This window comes from Bradyrhizobium sp. BR14999, assembly GCF_056106085.1.
In genome coordinates, this window is record NZ_CM148536.1 from 4189420 (window position 1) to 4207978 (window position 18559).

The 18559-nt window shown below is 64.1% G+C and carries 17 protein-coding genes; 8 read left to right on the forward strand and 9 right to left on the reverse strand.

The genetic code is table 11. From position 1 onward, the window contains the following. Position 1 precedes the first annotated feature (1 nt). Positions 2–1018, reverse strand: a complete 1017-nt coding sequence (locus ACR9YP_RS19200; protein ID WP_474220822.1) for a magnesium and cobalt transport protein CorA — start codon at positions 1016–1018, stop codon at positions 2–4. Between the two features lie 169 nt (positions 1019–1187). Between ACR9YP_RS19200 and purQ the strand changes: the two genes are divergently transcribed. Together purQ and ACR9YP_RS19210 are read left to right on the forward strand one after the other, a co-directional pair. Continuing rightward, entirely contained in the window at positions 1188–1889 is a 702-nt protein-coding gene (gene purQ, locus ACR9YP_RS19205) for a phosphoribosylformylglycinamidine synthase subunit PurQ (protein ID WP_474220823.1), read from the forward strand. Continuing rightward, positions 1886–2860 (forward strand): tripartite tricarboxylate transporter substrate binding protein BugD, encoded by a 975-nt coding sequence (locus ACR9YP_RS19210; protein WP_474220824.1) that lies wholly within the window; start codon positions 1886–1888, stop codon positions 2858–2860. The genes purQ and ACR9YP_RS19210 overlap by 4 nt, the downstream gene beginning before the upstream one ends. Positions 2861–3113: 253 nt before the next feature. Here the strand turns inward: ACR9YP_RS19210 and ACR9YP_RS19215 are convergent, their stop codons facing one another. Then, positions 3114–4994, reverse strand: coding sequence for a TRAP transporter large permease (locus tag ACR9YP_RS19215; protein WP_474220825.1), 1881 nt, complete (start codon positions 4992–4994; stop codon positions 3114–3116). Further along, positions 4991–6016, reverse strand: coding sequence for a TRAP transporter substrate-binding protein (locus ACR9YP_RS19220; RefSeq protein ID WP_474220826.1), 1026 nt, complete (start codon positions 6014–6016; stop codon positions 4991–4993). Before ACR9YP_RS19220 ends, ACR9YP_RS19215 begins: the two co-directional genes overlap by 4 nt. A 284-nt stretch (positions 6017–6300) precedes the next feature. Between ACR9YP_RS19220 and ACR9YP_RS19225 the strand changes: the two genes are divergently transcribed. Both ACR9YP_RS19225 and ACR9YP_RS19230 read left to right on the forward strand, forming a co-directional pair. Continuing rightward, positions 6301–7206: a LysR substrate-binding domain-containing protein gene (locus tag ACR9YP_RS19225; protein WP_474220827.1), complete on the forward strand. Its 906-nt coding sequence runs from the start codon at positions 6301–6303 to the stop codon at positions 7204–7206. Positions 7207–7344: 138 nt separating this feature from the next. After that, on the forward strand, positions 7345–8700 hold the full coding sequence (locus ACR9YP_RS19230) for an NAD(P)H-dependent oxidoreductase (RefSeq protein ID WP_474220828.1): 1356 nt from the start codon (positions 7345–7347) through the stop codon (positions 8698–8700). Positions 8701–8726: 26 nt separating this feature from the next. Here ACR9YP_RS19230 and ACR9YP_RS19235 read toward each other — a convergent pair whose 3' ends face one another. Then, the gene (locus ACR9YP_RS19235; RefSeq protein ID WP_474220829.1) at positions 8727–9692 is read right to left on the reverse strand and encodes a DMT family transporter; all 966 of its coding nucleotides are present in this window, start codon (positions 9690–9692) and stop codon (positions 8727–8729) included. A 74-nt stretch (positions 9693–9766) separates the two neighbouring features. After that, positions 9767–10246, reverse strand: coding sequence for a PaaI family thioesterase (locus tag ACR9YP_RS19240; protein WP_370988893.1), 480 nt, complete (start codon positions 10244–10246; stop codon positions 9767–9769). Positions 10247–10430: 184 nt separating this feature from the next. Between ACR9YP_RS19240 and purL the strand changes: the two genes are divergently transcribed. Beyond that, a complete protein-coding gene (gene purL, locus ACR9YP_RS19245) occupies positions 10431–12641 on the forward strand; it encodes a phosphoribosylformylglycinamidine synthase subunit PurL (protein WP_474220830.1) in 2211 nt (736 codons plus the stop codon). 183 nt (positions 12642–12824) lie between these two features. Here the strand turns inward: purL and ACR9YP_RS19250 are convergent, their stop codons facing one another. After that, a complete protein-coding gene (locus ACR9YP_RS19250; protein ID WP_474220831.1) occupies positions 12825–14015 on the reverse strand; it encodes an acyltransferase family protein in 1191 nt (396 codons plus the stop codon). A gap of 177 nt (positions 14016–14192) precedes the next feature. Between ACR9YP_RS19250 and ACR9YP_RS19255 the strand changes: the two genes are divergently transcribed. Further along, positions 14193–14366, forward strand: a complete 174-nt coding sequence (locus ACR9YP_RS19255; protein WP_007612121.1) for a DUF1328 domain-containing protein — start codon at positions 14193–14195, stop codon at positions 14364–14366. A 37-nt stretch (positions 14367–14403) separates the two neighbouring features. Here ACR9YP_RS19255 and ACR9YP_RS19260 read toward each other — a convergent pair whose 3' ends face one another. Next, positions 14404–15507 carry an alpha/beta fold hydrolase gene (locus ACR9YP_RS19260; RefSeq protein WP_474220833.1) on the reverse strand — a complete coding sequence of 368 codons (1104 nt, stop codon included), beginning with the start codon at positions 15505–15507 and terminating at the stop codon, positions 14404–14406. A gap of 62 nt (positions 15508–15569) precedes the next feature. After that, entirely contained in the window at positions 15570–15929 is a 360-nt protein-coding gene (locus tag ACR9YP_RS19265) for a DUF427 domain-containing protein (protein ID WP_091889032.1), read from the reverse strand. A gap of 174 nt (positions 15930–16103) precedes the next feature. On the opposite strand from ACR9YP_RS19265, the gene ACR9YP_RS19270 reads away from it, so the two are divergent. Together ACR9YP_RS19270 and ACR9YP_RS19275 are read left to right on the forward strand one after the other, a co-directional pair. Further along, the gene (locus tag ACR9YP_RS19270; protein WP_128932902.1) at positions 16104–16349 is read left to right on the forward strand and encodes a BolA family protein; all 246 of its coding nucleotides are present in this window, start codon (positions 16104–16106) and stop codon (positions 16347–16349) included. 38 nt (positions 16350–16387) lie between these two features. Next, on the forward strand, positions 16388–17569 hold the full coding sequence (locus ACR9YP_RS19275) for a low temperature requirement protein A (RefSeq protein WP_474220834.1): 1182 nt from the start codon (positions 16388–16390) through the stop codon (positions 17567–17569). 10 nt (positions 17570–17579) lie between these two features. Here the strand turns inward: ACR9YP_RS19275 and egtD are convergent, their stop codons facing one another. Beyond that, entirely contained in the window at positions 17580–18551 is a 972-nt protein-coding gene (gene egtD, locus ACR9YP_RS19280) for an L-histidine N(alpha)-methyltransferase (RefSeq protein WP_474220835.1), read from the reverse strand. Positions 18552–18559 lie beyond the last annotated feature (8 nt).

The window sequence follows — 18559 nt, forward strand, 5'->3', positions numbered from 1 at the left end:
CTTACAGCCACCCTGCACGACGGAATCGCCAGTACAGCGCGCCGCACGCCGTCAGCATCACGCCGAGCAGCATGTAATAGCCGTACTCCCATTCCAGCTCCGGCATGTGCTTGAAGTTCATGCCATAGATGCCGGCGAGCGCGGTCGGGATCGCGATGATCGCGAGCCAGGAAGCGAGCTTCTTGGAGACCGCGGTCTCCTGGGCCTGGCCGACCAGCAGGCTCGCCTCGAAGGCGAAGGCCAGCACCTCGCGCATGGAATCGATCCGCTCCTGGATGTTGCGGACGTGGTCGGTGACGTCGCGGAACAGTGGCTGCATGGCCTGCCGCACCATCGACAGTTCGTCATGCTCCAGCCGGCGGCAGACCTCCACCAGCGGTCCGATTGCGTTGCGGAGCCGCAGGAGGTCACGGCGCAGCATATAGAGCCGCTCGATCTGCGCCTTGGTGATCGCGTGCGCGAGCACGTCGTCCTCGATCTCCTCGATCTCCTCGTGAATGCTCTCCAGCACGGGCGAGTAATTGTCGACGATGAAATCGAGAATGGCGTAGAGGATGTAGTCCTCGCCGCGGGCGAGCGCCCGCGGGCAGCTTTCGCAGCGTTCGCGCACCGGTGTGTAGGAGGTCGAAGCACCGTGGCGCACCGAGACCAGATAGCCATCGCCAACGAAAATGTGCGTCTCGCCGAAGGCGATCCGGCCTTCGACCAGTTGCGCGGTGCGCGCGACGATGAACAGAGCCTCGCCGTACTGCTCTATCTTGGGCCGCTGATGGGCGTGGTTGGCGTCCTCGATCGCGAGATCGTGCAAATCGAACTGCTTCTGCACCGCGCGGAGCAGCGCCATGTCCGGCTCGTGCAGGCCGATCGAGACCACATGGCCGGGCTTGGCCCGCCAGCTCGAGGCCTCGCTGATGGCGATATTGGCGACGCGCCGGCCGTCGACATAAGCGCCGGCAGCGACGACGCCCTCGGTGGGCACCGGCTCGGAGGGGGATGCGGGCAGCGACGGGATATTCATGGCTTCAATCCCGGGCAAATCGAGCGGTCAGACTGCGTGCGACCAGAGCCTGTGTACAAGGCCCTTTGCCGAGGCTAGCACTGGTAAAATCCCCGTCAAATGGTTATGTCTCTTGGCGAATTGGCCCCTCCGTGCCACCCCGATTCCAGCCACCGTCGGAACTTAAGCCATGAAAGCCGCCATCCTCGTCTTTCCCGGAATCAATCGCGAGCGCGACATGGCGCGTGCCTTGAGGCTGATCTCCGGCAGCGAGCCCGCAATGGTGTGGCACGCCGAGACCTCGCTGCCTGCGGGCACCGACCTCGTGGTGGTGCCGGGCGGCTTCTCCTACGGCGATTACTTGCGCTGTGGCGCGATTGCGGCACGGGCGCCCGTGATGGACGCGGTGCGCGACTATGCGGCCAAGGGCGGCCTCGTGCTCGGCGTCTGCAACGGTTTCCAGATCCTCTGCGAGTCCGGCCTGTTGCCGGGCGTCCTGATGCGCAATGCGCGGCTGAAATTCATCTGCCACGACGTGCATCTGCGGGTCGAGCGTTCCGACACGCCGTTCACCCGCGGCTACAATGCCGGGCAGGTGATCCGCGTGCCGGTCGCCCACGGCGAGGGCAATTACGAGGCGGACGAAGAGACCATCAAGCGGCTCGAAGGTGAGGGGCGGGTGCTCTATCGCTACTGCTCGGCCGACGGTGTCGTTGACGATAACAGCAACATCAACGGCGCGGCGCATTCCATCGCCGGCATCGTCAACGACAAGGGCAACGTGCTCGGCATGATGCCGCATCCGGAAAACCACGTCGAAGACATCATGGGCTGCACCGACGGCCGCGGCCTGTTCGCCGGCCTCGTCCGGCATCTGGAAAAAGCCGCGTGATTTCGTTCGTGCTGAAGCGGTCGCTCGCCGCGCTCGCGGCGCTGTCGTTCGCGACCGCTGCGTTCGCGCAGGATTATCCCAAACGTCCTGTTACCATGATCGTGCCGTTCGCGGCCGGCGGCACCTCGGACGTGATCGCGCGAACCGTCGCCGAGCAGATGGGTATCGCGCTCGGCCAGACCATCGTGATCGAGAACGTCGCCGGCGCCGGCGGCTCGACCGCGCTGGCACGCGCCTCTCGTGCCGAGCCTGACGGCTACACCATCGCGATCGGCAATGCCGGCACCAATGCCGCGACCTACACGATCTATCCAAAACTGCCGTTCACGCCGGACTCGTTCGTGCCGATCGCCATGGTGGCGAAGACGTTCGGCATCATCGCCGTGCGCAAGGATTTTCCGGCGAAGGACCTGAAGGAGTTCATCGCCTACGCCAAGGCCAACCCGGGCAAGATCAATCTCGGCCATGCCGGCGTCGGCTCGTCGAACTATTTGATCTGCAAGAGCTTCGTCACCGCCGCCGGGGTCGACGCGACGCTGGTCGGCTATCGCGGCGCCGCCCCCGCGCTGACCGATGCGGTCGGCAGTCAGATCGACGGCGTCTGCGATGCGGCGGCGTCAGTCTCGCAGGCGATCAACGAGAAGCTGGTGAAGGGCGTCGTGGTCGGCTCCACCGTGCGGCTCGCGACGCTGCCGGATCTGCCGACGTCTGCCGAAGCCGGCCTGCCTGAATTCGAGGCGCAGGGCTGGAACGGCCTGTTTGCGCCCAAGGGCACCCCGCCGGCGGTGATCGCCAAGCTCAATGCCGCCGCGCGCACGGCAGTCGAGACCGATGCCGTGAAGAAGCGCTTCGCCGACCTCTCGACCGTTGCGCCCGACCCCGACGAGCACACGCCCGAGGTGCTGCAAAAGCTCGTGACGCGTGACGTCGAAAAATATCGGAAAATGCTCGCGGACGACGCCAAGCAATAGCTGCATTCGGCTGCGATTTCATGAACCTGCATCGCGTCTGAGACGACTGACCCGTCGTCGCGACGCCGGACGATCTCCAGAAGCAATGGCCGGACTTGCTGCAGATGGTCGGCCGCACGGCCGAAGCGCGCATGGTCTTCAACGAACTCCTGATCCAGATGCGGCGCGCGCCGAAATATCTGCGCAAGGCGCAGGCCGAATGGCTGTTCGATCGCCGAGAAGCAGCTTTCGACCTGAAGGGGGCGTGCCAATCTCATAGAAACGTTAGGGATATCCAGGGTACGAAGGTGATCAGCAACAGGCCCAGGAACAGCCAGGCGAGATAGATCCAGATCCGGCGCATGCCGGCATCCGGCGGAACGTTGCCGATGATGCAGGCGGCGTAGTAGCAAAGGCCGAACGGCGGCGCGAACAGGCCGAGGCCCATGGCGAGGATCACCACCATCGCATAGTGCACCTCGTGGATGCCGAACTGCGCCGCCACCGGAAAAAGCAGGGGGCCGAACAGCACGATGGCCGGGATGCCCTCCAGCACGCTGCCGAGCACGATGAAAGCCAGCACCGAGATCAGCAGGAAGCCGTAGGCGCCGCCGGGCACGCCCGCCATGCGCGCGGCGAGATCATGCGAGAAGCCGGATTGCGCCAACGCCCAGGCCATCGCGCTCGCGGCGCCCACGATGAACAAGATCGAGCCGGACAGCGATGCGGTCTGGACCAGCATCGGCAGCACATTCTTCCACGTAAGACTGCCGCGATAGATGATCAGGCCGAGCACGAGGCAGTAGGCGATGCCGATCGTCGAGACTTCGGTCGCGGTCGCAACGCCCTCGACCACGGCGCTGCGGATCAGGAATGGCAGGGCGAGCGCCGGCAGCGCCACCCAGAACGTTCTTGCGACCACGGATAGCGGCGCGCGAGCGACCTTGGCCGCGCCATTCTCCTCCGCGCCCGCCCGGTAGCGCGCAACGAAAGCAAGCACGATCGCCAGCACGATCCCCGGCAGGATGCCGGCGGTGAAGAGAGCCGCGATCGACACGCCGGTGACGGAGGCGATCGCGATCAGCGCGATCGATGGCGGAATGGTCTCGCTCATCGCGCCCGATGCCGCGAGCAACGACACCAGTTCACCATCCTTCATGCCGCGCTTGCGCATCTCGGGGAACAGCACCGGTGCGATCGCCGCCATGTCGGCGGTCTTGGAGCCGGAGATGCCCGAGACCAGTAGCATGGCGCCGAGCATCACATAGGACAGCCCGCCTCGGACATGGCCGAGCACTGAGGCGAGGAAGGCGACCATGACCCGCGCCATGCCGGTCTGCTCGACCAATTGGCCCAGCAGCACGAACAGCGGCACTGCGAGCAGGATCAGCGAGCTCATGCCTTCGTCGATCCGCCCGACCACGACCAGCAATGGGGTGCGCGTCGTGGTCAGGAGGAAAGCGACGGTCGCAAGGCAAAAGGAAAAGGCGATCGGCACGCCCGCCATCACGGCGCAGCCGAGCAGCCCGACGAAGAAGATCAGCAGGTTCCAGTTGCCGAGCGACTTCAGCCAAGGCCCGGCGAAATAGAGTGCTCCGGCGATCGCGGCAAACAGCATTCCAACGGCCAACAGGTCCTTCGCCGATCGCTTGACCAGCGTGAGGCAGATGCTGGCCAGCGCGACGATGCAGCCGACCGGAATCGCCGCGGCGCGAACCACGCCCGACCAGCCGAGCGCCGGCGTCTCCACGAACGCCTGATCTTCCACATAGTCCAGCGCCGGATGCAGGATGATCGCCAGGAACAGCGCGACGGAGCCGGCTGCGAGCGTCGAGGCCCAGGCCTCCGCGCGTGGCGACAAATGGGAGGTGAAGAAAGTCAGGCGCATATGCGCCGAGCGCTGCACCGCGATGGCGCTGCCGAGCATGGCGAGCCAGAGGAACAGGATCGAGGCGAGCTCGTCCGACCAGACGATCGGCCGATGGAAGACCCCGCGTGCGACGATGCCGGCGAACAGGATGATCACCTCGGCGACCACGGCGATCGCCGCCGGGATCTCCACCAGCCAGCGCAGCACCTGCTCCGGCCAGCGTCCCCGGATCGCCCGCGCGTCACCGAGCGTTACCGCCTCGGGCATGTCGACGACCGCGCTCATGCGAGCGCCCCGACGGCGGCCTCGAGCGTTTTCCAGTTGTCCTCACCGAACTTGCCGCGCCATTCCTTGTAGAAGCCGGCGCTCGACAATCCCTTGCGGAAGGCCTCCTTATCGGACCCCTCGAAGCTGATGCCCTTAGCGACCAGTTGATCCTTCAGGGTCGTGTTGAGCTTCGCGGTATCGGCGCGCTGCTCCATCGCGGCCTGGTCGAATTCTTTGCGGACGATCACCTGCAGTTCGTCGGGCAGCGCCTTCACCGAACGGCGGTTGCCGAGGATGAAGAACGGATCCCAGATGTGATTGGTCTCGGAGATGTACTTCTGCACCTCATAGATCTTGCCTGCCTCGATGGTGACGAGGCCGTTCTCCTGCCCATCGACCAGATGCGTCTGCAGCGCCGTGTACAATTCGTTGAAGTTGATCGAAGTCGGGTTGGCACCCAGCGACTTGAACAGGGAGGTGAAGATCGGCGAAACAGGCACGCGGATCCGGTAGCCGGCGAGATCGCCCGGGGTCTTGATCGGCTTGGTAAACGACGAGATCTGCCGAAACGTGTTGTCGGCCGGCTTGGCCATCACAAGCGCGCCGGTCTTCTCGATCTGGGTTGCGATCAGCCTGCCGAGATCGCCATCCATCGCATTCCAGACCTGGCTGTAGTCGGAGAAGGCAAAGCCGACATTGGCGATTCCGGCCACAGGCGATACGGTCGACAGCACGGAGCCGGCGATGTTGAGGAAGTCGACGCCGCCGCTGCGGATCTGGGTCAACAGATCGGTGTCCGAGCCGAGCTGCGAGGCCGGAAAGAACTTGATCTCGAGGCGCCCGCCGCTCGCCTCCTTGATCCGCTTCACGGCTTGGTCGAGCCGGGTGTTGATCGGTTGCGTCAGCGATTGGCCGGTGGCGAGCTTGTACTCGAACTCGGCCGCTTGCGCCGGCCTGGTGCGAATGGCGACCAGAGGTACAGCCGCGGCAGCGGCAGCCATGAAATTGCGGCGTGAGATGGTGTGGCGCTGACCCGACATCGTTCGTCCTCCCCTGATGCGTTTGTGCCGCGCCTTGTCTTGTCGGCGCACGTGTTCGTTGCCGCGCGCAAACCCTGCGCCGGTGATCTCAAAATCGCTTGTCTGGTGAAAGGGCTTTGCCTTGCGTCCTTCCCCCCGCGCGAACCGGCGCTCCGCGCCGTCCTGTTTCCTCGATCAGCACCCGTCTGCTGCGGGTTGCCTTGAGCCTGAAGCCTAGATCGCTGGCCATGGGCGACAATTGAATTATATTCGCCGTCACTTTAGCTGGCCTAAAAGGTTTCCTGATGCAGATACCGTTTCGCGCCATCATCGTCTTCCACGCGGTGGCGCGCGCGGGCAGCATTTCCCGTGCGGCGGATGAATTGCGGGTCACGCCGTCGGCCGTCAGCCAGCAGATCCAGGCGCTGGAGCTGCATCTCGGCACGGCGCTGACCTCTCGGGTGGGGCGTAACATTACCCTGACCGAGGCCGGCGAACGCTATTTCGAGATGATCAGCCGCGAGATCGAGCACGTCACCGACGTCACGCAGCATGTCCGCGGCATCCGCTCCGCCACCACATTGACGGTGCGCGCCGCGCCGAGCGTATCGAGCAAATGGCTGCTGCCGCGACTGGCAAGCTTCGTCAACGCCAATCCGGACATCGAATTGCGGCTCGACGGCACCAATGAGCCGACCGATTTCCGCAAGGAGAATGTCGACCTCGAGATTCGCCATGGCGAAGGCAGCTGGCCAGGTCTGTTCGTGGAAAGTCTCGGCAAGGAGCGCTTCTTTCCGCTGTGTTCGCCTTCCTCGTTTGCTGCGGGGAGCCTCGTAGCCCAAGACCTGCTCAAGCACCGGCTGATCCATTCGGTGAAATCACAGATGCAATGGCCGCGCTGGTTCATGGAGGCCGGTATCGAGCCTGCGGAACGCTGGAAGCGCGTACTGTTCGACCGCAGCCACATGGCGATCGACGCTGCCGTCGACGGCCTCGGCATTGGGCTGGAAAGCGAACTGCTGGCCTGGCGCGAATTGCGCGACGGCCGCCTGGTTTGCCCCGTGAAGAACCCGCCGCAGGTCGCGCTGACCACGCAGTGGATCGTCTGTCCGCACGGCCATCTGCGCCACCGCAAGACCCGCACCTTCCTCGACTGGTTGCGCGGGGAACGCGACGCCTGGAGCGGGCAGCAGGCCGTGTCGATTGTTTAGCGTGCCTACATCGTCGCGGCAGATAATCTGAATTGCCCCCGGATTCGCCGCTGCCTAACGTTTCCGTGCAAGGCGAGCGCGGCCGGACCTCACGGCTGCAACAACGCCGTCATCCGAGGAACGCTTAAGGAAATCCAGATGAATCTCCATCGCATGCTGCTGGAGCGCAAGGCGGCCGGCAAACCTGTTACCATCGGCCTCATCGGGGCCGGAAAATTCGGCCTGATGTTCCTGTCGCAGGTGCGCCAGACCGACGGCATGCATCTCGTCGGCGTCGCCGACCTGAACACCGCCCGTGCCCATGCGCAGCTCAAGCTCGGTTGCTGGCCGGAGGAGCAATATGCGGCAACCTCGATCGACGACGCGCTCAAGCATGGCCGCACCGTCGTCACCGACAATGCGGACGCGCTGATCAGGCACCCGGCCATTGAGGTGATCATCGAGGCGACCGGCGATCCCGGCGCTGGCATCCGCTTCGCGATGAAGGCGATCGAGAACGGCAAGCACATCGTGATGGTCAATGTCGAGGCGGACGCAGTCGCAGGCCCGATCCTGGCGCGCAAGGCGAAGCAGGCCGGCGTCGTCTATTCACTCGCTTGGGGCGACCAGCCGGCGCTGATCGCCGATCACGTCGACTGGGCGCGTGCCGCCGGCTTCAAGGTCGTCGCCGCCGGCAAGGGCACCCGCTATCACCCGACCTATCACCAGTCGACGCCTGATACGGTGTGGGACATTCTCGACAAGTACATGAAGATCAAGGATCGCAACTCGATCAACCCGAAGATGTTCAACTCCTTCGTCGACGGCACCAAGTCCGGCATCGAGATGACGGCGGTATGTAATGCGACCGGGCTGCATGCGCAAAGCGAGGGCCTGTCGTTCCCGCCGGCGACGCGTTTCGAGCACGCCGAAATCTGCAAGCCGAAATCCGACGGCGGCATGCTGGAGAAGTCAGGCGTCACCGAGGTCACGTCCTCGGTCTATCGTGACGGCACCGATGTGCCGCAGAGCCTCGTGATGGGCACCTATGTCGTGTTCGAGACCGACAGCGCCTATTCCGAGGAATGCTTCCGCGAATACAGCATGCTGCCGGACAAGACCGGCAAATATGCCTCGCTGTACCGCCCGATCCACATGATCGGACTCGAGCTCGGCATCTCCGTTGCCTCCGCGGCGCTGCGCAAGGAGCCGACCGGCGCGCCGATCGTGTTCAACTCCGATGTGGTCGCGACCGCCAAGCGCAAGCTGAAGGCCGGCGAGATGCTCGACGGCGAAGGCGGCTTCTGCGTCTGGGGCAAGCAGACCCCAGCCGACGCTTCACTGAAGCAGGGCTACTTGCCGCTCGGCCTCGCCCACCGTGTCAAGCTCAAGACCGATATCGAGCCAGGTCAGCGCCTGAGATGGCAGGACGTCGAATACGATCCCAATAGTCTCGCCGTGCGGGTGCGCCGCGAGATGGAAGCGGCCTTCCGGCAGCCGAACGTGGCTGCTTGATTGACGCTCGCAAAAAGCGCTTCACGCTATCGTAGCTTCAGCCGCTCCGCCGGCACCGTCATGGCCGCAACGCCGGCCATGACCAGCAGCAGGCCCAGCGCGAGGTTCGATGGCACGCTCTCGCCGAGCAGCAACACGGACAGACCCACGCCGATCGGGATGCGCAAATAGCCTTGCGCGTTGGTGGTCAGCGTGCCGAGCCGGCCGAGGCAGACGTAGAACAGCATCAAGCCCAATGCGCTCGACACGATGCCCATGACGATGGTGGCGATGATCGCGGTCGGCGTCGGGTGCAGCGTCCAGGGCTGATCGATGACAAGCGAGGGCGGCAGCAGGATGATGCCGCCGAACAGCAACGAGCCGGCCGCCACCACCATCGGGTCGTACTCGGACAGCCTGAGGCCGAAGATCGTGGCGCAGGCAAAGGAGATGGTGGCGACGAGGATCGCGATCTCGGCGACGATCTCGCTACTGAGCCCGCGCAGCGCATCGAGGCCGACGATGAGAATCGTGCCGGCAAGACCGAGGATCGCGCCGGCGAGCTTGAGCAGCGTTGCCGGCTCATGCCGCGTGATCAGCGAGGTGATCAGGAAGGCGAAGATCGGCGTCGTGGAGGCCAGCACCACCGTGTTCGACGCCGGCACATATTGCTGCGACCAGGTGATGATCAGGAACGGGAAGGTCGAGTTGATCAATTGCTGGGTCGCGAACAGCTTCCAGGCCTTGGCGTCGGTCGGGATCGTGACGCCGCGCATCCACAGGATCGCGAACAGGAACGCGGCCGCGATCAGCGAGCGCGCCGAGATGAAGGTGATGGGTGGAATCGTGTCCAGCGCGAGCTTCGCCAGCGGATAGGTCGAGCTCCAGCAGCAGGCGAGCGCGAACAGCAGCGCATAGTCGTGCCAGCTGCGTGCGCCGGTGGCGGCCATGGACGGCGACGGCGTTGATGCGGACGCCATCGCGCGACCCGCCTCAGATGTGCTCTGCGGCACCTTGTTCCTGCTCCCCGGCGTACAAGCGCACACCCGACTGTGGGCGAGGGGATCCAAAAAGGGAAGCCGTCGAGCTATGCGTTTGGCTGGGGCTGCGGCTTCCGCTTCATCCGCTTGATCGTGCCGGAAAAGGTGAGCAGCAGTCGCTCGCCGGACATCATCTTGCCGCGCAGGAAGATCAGCGAGCCGCCGGCGCGGCTGACCTCGCCGGTGCATTCGATCAGCTCGCCCTCCCGTGCCGCGTCGAGGAATTCGCAGGCAAAGTTGGTCGTCACCGCCCGGCTGTCCAGGACGTGGGTGGCGATCGCGAACAGGGAGTAGTCGGCAAAGGCCATGTAGCAGCCGCCATGGACGTTGCCGGAGCCGTTGAGGTGCTTCTTTTCGACCCGGAAGGCGCTGCGGACACTGCCGTCCGCCTCGATCCGGTGCCAGAACGGGCCGACATGGGACTCAAAACTGTCCCGAATCCAGGTCCGCCAGCCCTTAAATTCTCCCTCGGTGGCAACATGGAGGTCGGGGCGGCGGGGAGCGGGCGCTTTGGTCAATTCGTGCAAGGAAATGGGCCTTCAATTGCGGGTCTTTAGCCCTTAAATCCGATCCGTCCGCGCCGTGCAATTCCTGTTCCCGCGGGGCCCCCGCCGCAAAACGTGGGACAGCGGGAAAATGCGCCATAAAGGGCTTTTCCAAGCCCTCCGATGTTCCTAAGAACGGCCAAAGCCCGCCGAAAGCCCCGAATCCATGAAGAATGAACCCAAGATCACCCCCGAACTGGTTGCCGCCCACGGGCTCAAGCCCGACGAGTATGAGCGCATCCTCAAGCTGATCGGGCGGGAGCCGAGCTTCACCGAGCTCGGCATCTTCTCGGCGATGTGGAACGAGCATTGCTCGTACAAATCGTCGCGTATCCATCTGCGCGGCCTGCCGACCAAGGCGCCCTGGGTGATCCAGGGCCCGGGCGAGAATGCCGGCGTGATCGATATCGGTGACGGCCAGGCCGTGGTCTTCAAGATGGAGAGCCACAACCATCCGAGCTACATCGAGCCCTATCAGGGCGCGACCACCGGCGTCGGCGGCATTTTGCGCGACGTCTTCACCATGGGCGCGCGCCCGATCGCCTGCCTCAATGCGCTGAGCTTCGGTGCGCCGGAACATCCCAAGACCAGGCATCTCGTCTCCGGCGTCGTTGCCGGCGTCGGTGGCTATGGCAATTCCTTCGGCGTGCCGACGGTCGGTGGCCAGGTGCGCTTCCACACCCGCTATGACGGCAACATCCTCGTCAACGCGATGGCCGTCGGCCTCGCCGATGCCGACAAGATCTTCTATGCGGCCGCCTCCGGCGTGAACATGCCGATCGTCTATCTGGGCTCCAAGACGGGGCGCGACGGCATTCACGGCGCCTCGATGGCGTCGGCCGAGTTCGACGACAAGTCCGAGGAGAAGCGCCCGACCGTGCAGGTCGGCGATCCCTTCGCCGAGAAGCTGCTGCTGGAAGCCTGCCTCGAGATCATGGAGAAGGGCTGCGTCATCGCGATCCAGGACATGGGCGCGGCGGGCCTGACCTGCTCGGCGGTGGAGATGGGCGCCAAGGGCGATCTCGGCGTCGACCTCGATCTCGATGCGGTGCCGACCCGCGAGACCGGCATGAGCGCCTACGAGATGATGCTCTCGGAGAGCCAGGAGCGCATGCTCATGGTGCTCAAGCCCGAGAAGGAAAAGGAAGCCGAGGCCATCTTCACGAAGTGGGGGCTCGATTTCGCCGTGGTCGGCTACACCACGCCGAGCAAGCGTTTCGTGGTCAAGCACGGCGGCGACGTCATGGCCGACCTGCCGATCAAGGAGCTCGGTGACGAAGCGCCGGTCTATGACCGCCCGCATGTCCCCTCCGCCGCGCTGTCGATCGTACATGCGCGTGACGTTGCGGCGCCGATAGGCCTCGGCGCGGCGCTGGAGAAGCTGATCGGCACGCCCGACATGTGCAGCAAGCGGTGGGTGTGGGAGCAGTACGACCACGTCATCCTCGGCAACACCATGCAGCGCCCCGGCGGCGATGCCGCCGTGGTGCGCGTGCAGGACGGACCGAAGGGCCTGGCGCTGACGGTCGACGTCACGCCGCGCTATTGTGAGGCCGATCCGTTTGAGGGTGGCAAGCAGGCGGTGGCGGAAGCCTGGCGCAACATCACCGCGGTCGGCGGCAAGCCGCTGGCGATCACCGACAACCTCAATTTCGGCAACCCTGAAAGGCCCGAGATCATGGGGCAGTTCGTCGGCTGCCTGAAGGGCATCTCGGAAGCCTGCCGCACGCTCGACTTCCCGGTCGTCTCCGGCAACGTCTCGCTCTACAACGAGACCAACGGCCGCGCGATCCTGCCGACGCCCTCGATCGGCGGCGTCGGCCTGCTCGACGATTTCACCAAATCCGCTTCGCTCGCCTTCAAGGCCGAGGGCGAGGCGATTCTGCTCGTCGGCGAGACCCATGGCTGGCTCGGCCAGTCGGTTTACTTGCGCGACATCTGCGGCCGCGAAGAGGGCGCGCCGCCGCCGGTCGATCTCGCCGCCGAAAAGCGCAACGGCGATTGCGTGCGCGGCATGATCCATGCGGGTACCGCGACGGCCGTGCACGACCTCTCCGACGGCGGCCTCTTGATCGCGCTCGCCGAGATGGCGATGGCGAGCGGCATCGGCGCCAAATTGCTCGCGGCGCCGACCGCGCTTGTGTCGCAGGCCTATTGGTTCGGCGAGGACCAGGCACGCTATCTCGTCACTGTGCCGGAAACTGAGGCCGGCCGCGTGCTCGCCAAGATGCGCGGATGCGAGGTGCCCTGCGTGCGGATCGGCACCACCGGTGGTGACGCGATTGCCATCGTGGGCGAGGCGCCGATTGCGATCGACACGCTGCGCAAATCGTTCGAGCACTGGCTGCCGGAGTATATGGGCGGGAAGGCGGCGTAAGCCGTTCCCGCGCTCTCCGTCATTGCGAGGAGCAAAGCGACGAAGCAATCCAGACGGTTTCCGCGGAGGGACTCTGGATTGCTTCGTCGCAAGGGGCTCCTCGCAATGACGAGTTGAGAGACCTTGGCCTCACGATAAGTCCCGTGGCCCGGATGGAGCGTGCGCTCCATCCGGGCCACTGGGTCACAGCACCTTCGTTGCCCCGGGGATCTGGCGCAAGGCGCGCGTTAGCGCCCAACTGAACGCGACTGTCAGCACGAACCCGATCGTCGCCTTGACGATCGCTGGCAGCTCATAATCAAACAGCCAGTATTGCAGCCAAAGCGCGATCGGGTAGTGCACCAAAAACATGCCGTAGGCGTCCGCCTGCATCGGATCGAGTAGCTTGGCTGAGCCTGATTGTCTGAACCTCTGGAAAAAGGCGAGGATTAGAAACATGATAGCCACGCTGAAGACAGCGAAGCAGATGGCATAGAGCCCCTCATACCAGTTCGGCAGCGGCGACGGATTTCCCAGTATTTCGCGCTTGATGAAGATCAGTCCCCAGAGCAGGCAATACGGAACGATCGTCAAGACCATCCAGTCCCAGCTGACCTTCGCCATCCGGCCGTCTGCCGCGAGCAGGCCGCGATCCATATTCGCGACGCCAATGCCGGCACCGAAAAAGAAGTAGCTCGCATAGAGCATCACACGCCCGTGCTGCACCGAGAAGGGCCCGAACTCGAACCAGTTGCCTGGTCCATAATACATCAGCCCGGGAACATAGAACGCTGCGGTGACGGCAAGCATGACCGCGAAGAACACGGCGGGCCGACGGCGACCGTGCAGCGAGAGGCGGTTGATCGGATCGAGCAGGGTGGGTGACAGCCGATGCAATATGCAGGCGACCACGTCGAATCCGAGCAGGACCCAAAGGAACCAGATCGGCCCGCTCGGCCACGGGCCCACCGTGACCATATTCCACCAATATTCCGAAAAGCCGATCGCGGGATGGTGTCTGAGCGAGATGGCGTAATAGGCGAGCGGAATGATCGTGAATGCGCAGATCACGAACGGCAGGCCAAGCCGAAGCAGGCGATCTGCCAAATAGTTCAGCGGTCCCTTGCGGGCAATGCCCGACCACGCAAACAAGCCCGACAGGAAGAAGAACATCGCCATGAAGAAGCTGTCGGTGGCTAGCACGATCATGTCGAAGCCGAAGAAGAACTTCGGGTCGGTATGGCCGAAGTAAGTATAGGGGATGACTGCATGGTGCAGCAGCACCACCAGCGTCAGGAAGGTACGGGCACGATCGAGCGACAAATTGCGCGTCTTGGCCTTGCGTGCGGCGTGTGCCTCTGCGCCGATCGTCGCCGAATGTGACATCGTCATCATGATTGCCCCGCGCTCCCGCCCCGGCTGGACTGTGCCGCCGGGAACCTGATTCAGCAAGGGCCGTTTGGGTCGCTCTTCAGTCCCCGGATCCCCTTAGGAACCAGTTCCGCGTAACGAAGTTAGGGTTCGCGAAAAGGGCGTGAGGCCGCGAGGGGCGGCACCAATTCGGAGCTGGCGATGACGATCCTGAAGTGGGCGCTGATCTTCTTACTTGTCTCGATCGTGGCCGGTGTGCTCGGCTTCACCGGCATTTCGGCCGCCTCCGCCGATATCGCCCGCTTCCTGTTCTACGTCTTCGTCGTGATCTTCCTGGTGCTGCTGATCCTGGGGCTCACGATCTTCAGGGCGTAGCCGGGGGCCGGCTCGAATCGGGACGCCGCGCCGGCCATCAATGGCCTGCGAACGGTCTCACGTGGGTGACCAGGTCCGCCAGGAACTCGTCGGGACGATCGAATGGAATGAAATGACTTCCGCCGCGCACCCAGACAAATTCCTTATGCGGGGCAGTGATCTGATTGAAGAGTTGTTCGGCCGGCCCACTCGGTGTGTTGTAGTCCGCATCGCCCTCGATGAAGATCACGGGGATCGGAAACGCGAGGCCCAGCGAGGCGACATCGCGCTTGAACATGGGGCCCTCTCGTCCGCGCAGATATTTTGCGGAGAAGGCCATGCCTTTGCGCCAATTGTACCAGTCCAGCAGCGAGAAATCCGGCATGAACGGGGGCGGGACGGGACCCGCCAACTGGAAGCTCTCGATGGAGGGGAGCCCCAGCGCCTTGCTCCACTTGTCCGCAACCAGTCGATTTTGTGGAGTAATCAGAGGTCGCGCGACGACTGGCGCCAATTCCGCCAGGGCCTCGCTATTGCCAGCGGACTGCGCCAATGCTTGCAGATGCGCGATCGTGATCTCGAATTGCTGCTCGAAGGTCGCCCTGCCGACCACTTGTCCCGTGCCGACATAAGCATAGAACAGATCAGGGCGCTGCTTGACGATGTGTATGCCCAGGAACGAGCCCCACGAATGCCCGACGAGGACAATTCTGTCCTTGTGCAGATGGGTTCGCAGATACTCGGCCAGCTCGATGCCATCCTGCGTCATCCGCTCGAGTGTCATCGTTGGAGCGAGCGCGTCTCCAGCCGCGCCGTAAGTGCGGCCGGTGCCGCGCTGGTCCCACTGCACCACGGTGAAATGCTTTTCCCAGGGGCGCCAGCCCGATGAGATCGGTAAAGTCGATCCTCCGGGGCCGCCGTGGACGAACAGGAGAACCGGATTATCCCGATCCTCGCCGCGGATTTGAATCCATTGCTGGATGCCGCCGATATCGACAAACCTTCCTTCCTCCACCCCTTTGGGGGAACGGATGGCGAGAGTATCCGCGGCAAGATGTTGGCGATAGGCGCGAAACCCGAGCCCGGCAGCGGTCATGGCAATGACGATGCCGGCTGCTCCGAGCAACGAGACCCCAATCAGTCTTGCGGCCTTGCGCGGCATCGCGTGCCTTGTATCGGAGGGGAGGGCGATCCGCGATCGCCCGGCGTCGGCGTCCCGTGAGCCTACCCCACTTCCTCGATCTTCACCTTGTCCGGATAGAAGGCAAGATGGCCGGAAATCTCCGTCATCGCGGGGAAGGGCGTCTCGTAGGTCCAGATCGCGTTGTCCAGCGTCTTGCCGTCGGCTTTGACGCTGTAATAGTTCGCGTCGCCCTTGTACGGACAATGGGTGACGCGGTCGGTGCGCTCGAGCAGGGCCATATTGGTGTCCTCCCGCGGCACATATTGCACCGCCGGATATTTGGCCTCCTTCAAGGTCAGCGCCTTGCTGGTCTCGGCGATCACGATGTCGCCGGCCGTGACGCGGACGCGCCGGGGATTTTGGGTGATGGTGATGGGGTGGTCGGGCCCTGGAAGCTTCATGATGTCACGCCTTTTCGATCAACCTGCCGCGCGCGGCACTTTGTCGTGCCTTCCTGTTGGGATCAGGGATATAGTGCCTGAGTGCGTGACGGTGAAGGCCGTTCACGCTAAGTTTGGCCGTGCCGGTGAGGGGACCCCGGCAAGCGATTCGAGACCAGAAGGAGCGAGACCAGAATGCCCATGGACGCCCACGATATCGAGGCGATGATCAAGGCAGCAATCCCCGATGCCGAAGTGACCATCCGAGACCTCGCCGGCGATGGCGACCACTATGCTGCGACCGTGATCTCTGAATCCTTCCGCGGCAAATCCCGCGTCCAGCAGCACCAGATCGTCTATCAGTCCCTGCGCGGCCAGATGGGCGGCGTGCTGCATGCGCTGGCGCTGCAAACCGGAGTACCCGGCGGGCCGGGCACTTGATCTGACGGGCACCTGATCCAAGCGCGACGGGGACGAAGATGGCTGCGGAGAACCCGCGCGGCGCGATGTTTCGCGTCATCGGTCCGAACCAGCACAGCCGTGTCACCAATGCCGAGCTGTTCTTCGACCTCGTCTTCGTCTTTGCCGTCACACAAGTTTCGCACACGCTGCTGCACCATTTTACGCCGCTCGGCGCGGTGCATGTCGCGGTGCTGTTTCTCGCGGTATGGTGGGTGTGGGTCTACACCGCCTGGGTCACCAACTGGCTCAATCCCGAGCTGACGCCGGTCCGCATCCTGCTTTTTGCGATGATGCTGGGCGGCCTCGTGCTGTCGACGACGATTCCGACCGCCTTCGAGGGGCGAGGCCTGTGGTTTGCGATCGCCTATGCGACCATGCAGGTGGGGCGTACCGCATTCTGGCTGTTCGCGACCCCGCATCACCGCACCGCGGTGCGGCACAACGCGATTCGGATCCTGACCTGGCTCTCGATCTCCGCGGTGCTGTGGATCGCTGGCGGCCTGTCTGAGGGTGATACGCGGCTATGGCTGTGGATCGCGGCGGTGACCTGGGAGTACATCTCGCCGGCGGCGCGCTTCTGGGTCCCGAAGCTGGGCTTCTCGTCGGTCGAGGCCTGGGCCGTCGAAGGCGCGCACATGGCCGAGCGCTGCTCTCTGTTCGTCATCATCGCGCTCGGCGAGGCCATCGTCGTCAACGGTGCCACTTTTGCCGAGCTGACGTGGACCGCGGACAACATCCTCGCCTTCGTCTCGGCGCTGGTCGGCGCCATCGCGATGTGGTGGGTCTATTTCCACAAGGGGGCCGAGGCCGGCTCCGAGCGCATCTCGAAGTCCACCGAATCCGGCCGGCTGGCGCGGCTCGCCTACACCTATCTGCACATGCCGATCGTCGCCGGCATCATCCTGACCGCGGTCTCGGACGAACTGGTGCTGAAGCATCCCACCGGCCATTCCGACCTGCGGACCATCGTGAGCACGATCGGCGGTCCCTTGGTGTTCCTGGTCGGCACCATCCTGTTCAAGCACGCCATCCGCGGCTTCCTCCAGCTCTCCCACGGCATCGGCATCATCCTGCTGCTGGTGCTGAGCTGGTTCGCGTCGGAGCTATCGCCGCTCTGGCTTTCGGTCGCAACGACGGTGATCATGATCGTCGTCGCGGTGTGGGAGTCGGTGTCGCTGGGGGCGGCAACCGAGGAGTAGGCGCGGAGGCCTACTCGGCCACCTCCAGCGCGTGCACCGAGAACATCTTCGCCGCATCCGTCCAGCTTTCGCGCACACGCCAGCCCGCGCCATGTGCCAGTGATGCGAAACGCTCGATGCTGTATTTGTAGCTGTTCTCGGTGTGGATGCTCTCGCCCGGGCGGAACGAGAAGCTGGTGCCGAGCAGACGCACCGTCTGGCTCTTCCTGCTGATCAGGTGCATCTCGATCCGGTGCCGCTCGCGGTTGTAGATCGCACGATGGGTGAAGGCGGAGAGGTCGAAATTGCCGCCGAGCTCGCGGTTGATGCGCACCAGCACATTGAGATTGAAGCGCGCGGTGACGCCGGCGGCATCGTTGTAGGCGTCGTGCAGTACCCGCTCATCCTTCTCGAGATCGGCGCCGATGATCATCTGCGCGCCCTTACCGAGGATCTTGCGGGCGCTCTTCAAAAAGGCCTGCGCTTCCTGCGGCTCGAAATTGCCGATGGTCGAGCCCGGGAAGAAGCCGACCTTGGGCATGGTTGCGACCGCCCTGGGCAGTTCGAACGGTGTGGTGAAGTCGGCGGCGACCGGATAGATGCCGAGCGTCGGGAAGTCCCGCTTCAGGCCGTTTGCCTGCGCCTTCAGGAAGTCGCCGGAGATGTCGACGGGCACATAGGCCGCGAACTTGCAATGGCCCAGGAGCAGGCGCACCTTGGTGGTCGCGCCGGCGCCGAACTCGACCAGCGCCGCATGCTCCGGGATGATCTTCGCGATCTCGCTGCCGCGCTCCCTCAGGATCGCAAGCTCAGTGCGCGTCGGATAATATTCCGGCAGGCGCGTGATCGCCTCGAACAGCTCTGACCCCGTCGCATCGTAGAAATATTTCGGCGACAGCTTTTTCGGCTGCTGCGAGAGGTCCTCGATCGCCTCGCGGGCGAAGGCAGTCGTCTGCTCGTCGGGGAGATGGGCTTCGGCCAAAGCGCTGGCGTGCACATTCATGATACTCT

Coding starts and splice junctions, on each gene's coding strand:
- ACR9YP_RS19200 (WP_474220822.1), bottom strand. CDS start 1,018: ATGAATATCCCGTCGCTGCCCGCATCCCCCTCCGAGCCGGTGCCCACC.
- purQ (WP_474220823.1), top strand. CDS start 1,188: ATGAAAGCCGCCATCCTCGTCTTTCCCGGAATCAATCGCGAGCGCGAC.
- ACR9YP_RS19215 (WP_474220825.1), bottom strand. CDS start 4,994: ATGAGCGCGGTCGTCGACATGCCCGAGGCGGTAACGCTCGGTGACGCG.
- ACR9YP_RS19220 (WP_474220826.1), bottom strand. CDS start 6,016: ATGTCGGGTCAGCGCCACACCATCTCACGCCGCAATTTCATGGCTGCC.
- ACR9YP_RS19225 (WP_474220827.1), top strand. CDS start 6,301: ATGCAGATACCGTTTCGCGCCATCATCGTCTTCCACGCGGTGGCGCGC.
- ACR9YP_RS19230 (WP_474220828.1), top strand. CDS start 7,345: ATGAATCTCCATCGCATGCTGCTGGAGCGCAAGGCGGCCGGCAAACCT.
- purL (WP_474220830.1), top strand. CDS start 10,431: ATGAAGAATGAACCCAAGATCACCCCCGAACTGGTTGCCGCCCACGGG.
- ACR9YP_RS19250 (WP_474220831.1), bottom strand. CDS start 14,015: ATGATGACGATGTCACATTCGGCGACGATCGGCGCAGAGGCACACGCC.
- ACR9YP_RS19255 (WP_007612121.1), top strand. CDS start 14,193: ATGACGATCCTGAAGTGGGCGCTGATCTTCTTACTTGTCTCGATCGTG.
- ACR9YP_RS19260 (WP_474220833.1), bottom strand. CDS start 15,507: ATGCCGCGCAAGGCCGCAAGACTGATTGGGGTCTCGTTGCTCGGAGCA.
- ACR9YP_RS19265 (WP_091889032.1), bottom strand. CDS start 15,929: ATGAAGCTTCCAGGGCCCGACCACCCCATCACCATCACCCAAAATCCC.
- ACR9YP_RS19270 (WP_128932902.1), top strand. CDS start 16,104: ATGCCCATGGACGCCCACGATATCGAGGCGATGATCAAGGCAGCAATC.
- ACR9YP_RS19275 (WP_474220834.1), top strand. CDS start 16,388: ATGGCTGCGGAGAACCCGCGCGGCGCGATGTTTCGCGTCATCGGTCCG.
- egtD (WP_474220835.1), bottom strand. CDS start 18,551: ATGAATGTGCACGCCAGCGCTTTGGCCGAAGCCCATCTCCCCGACGAG.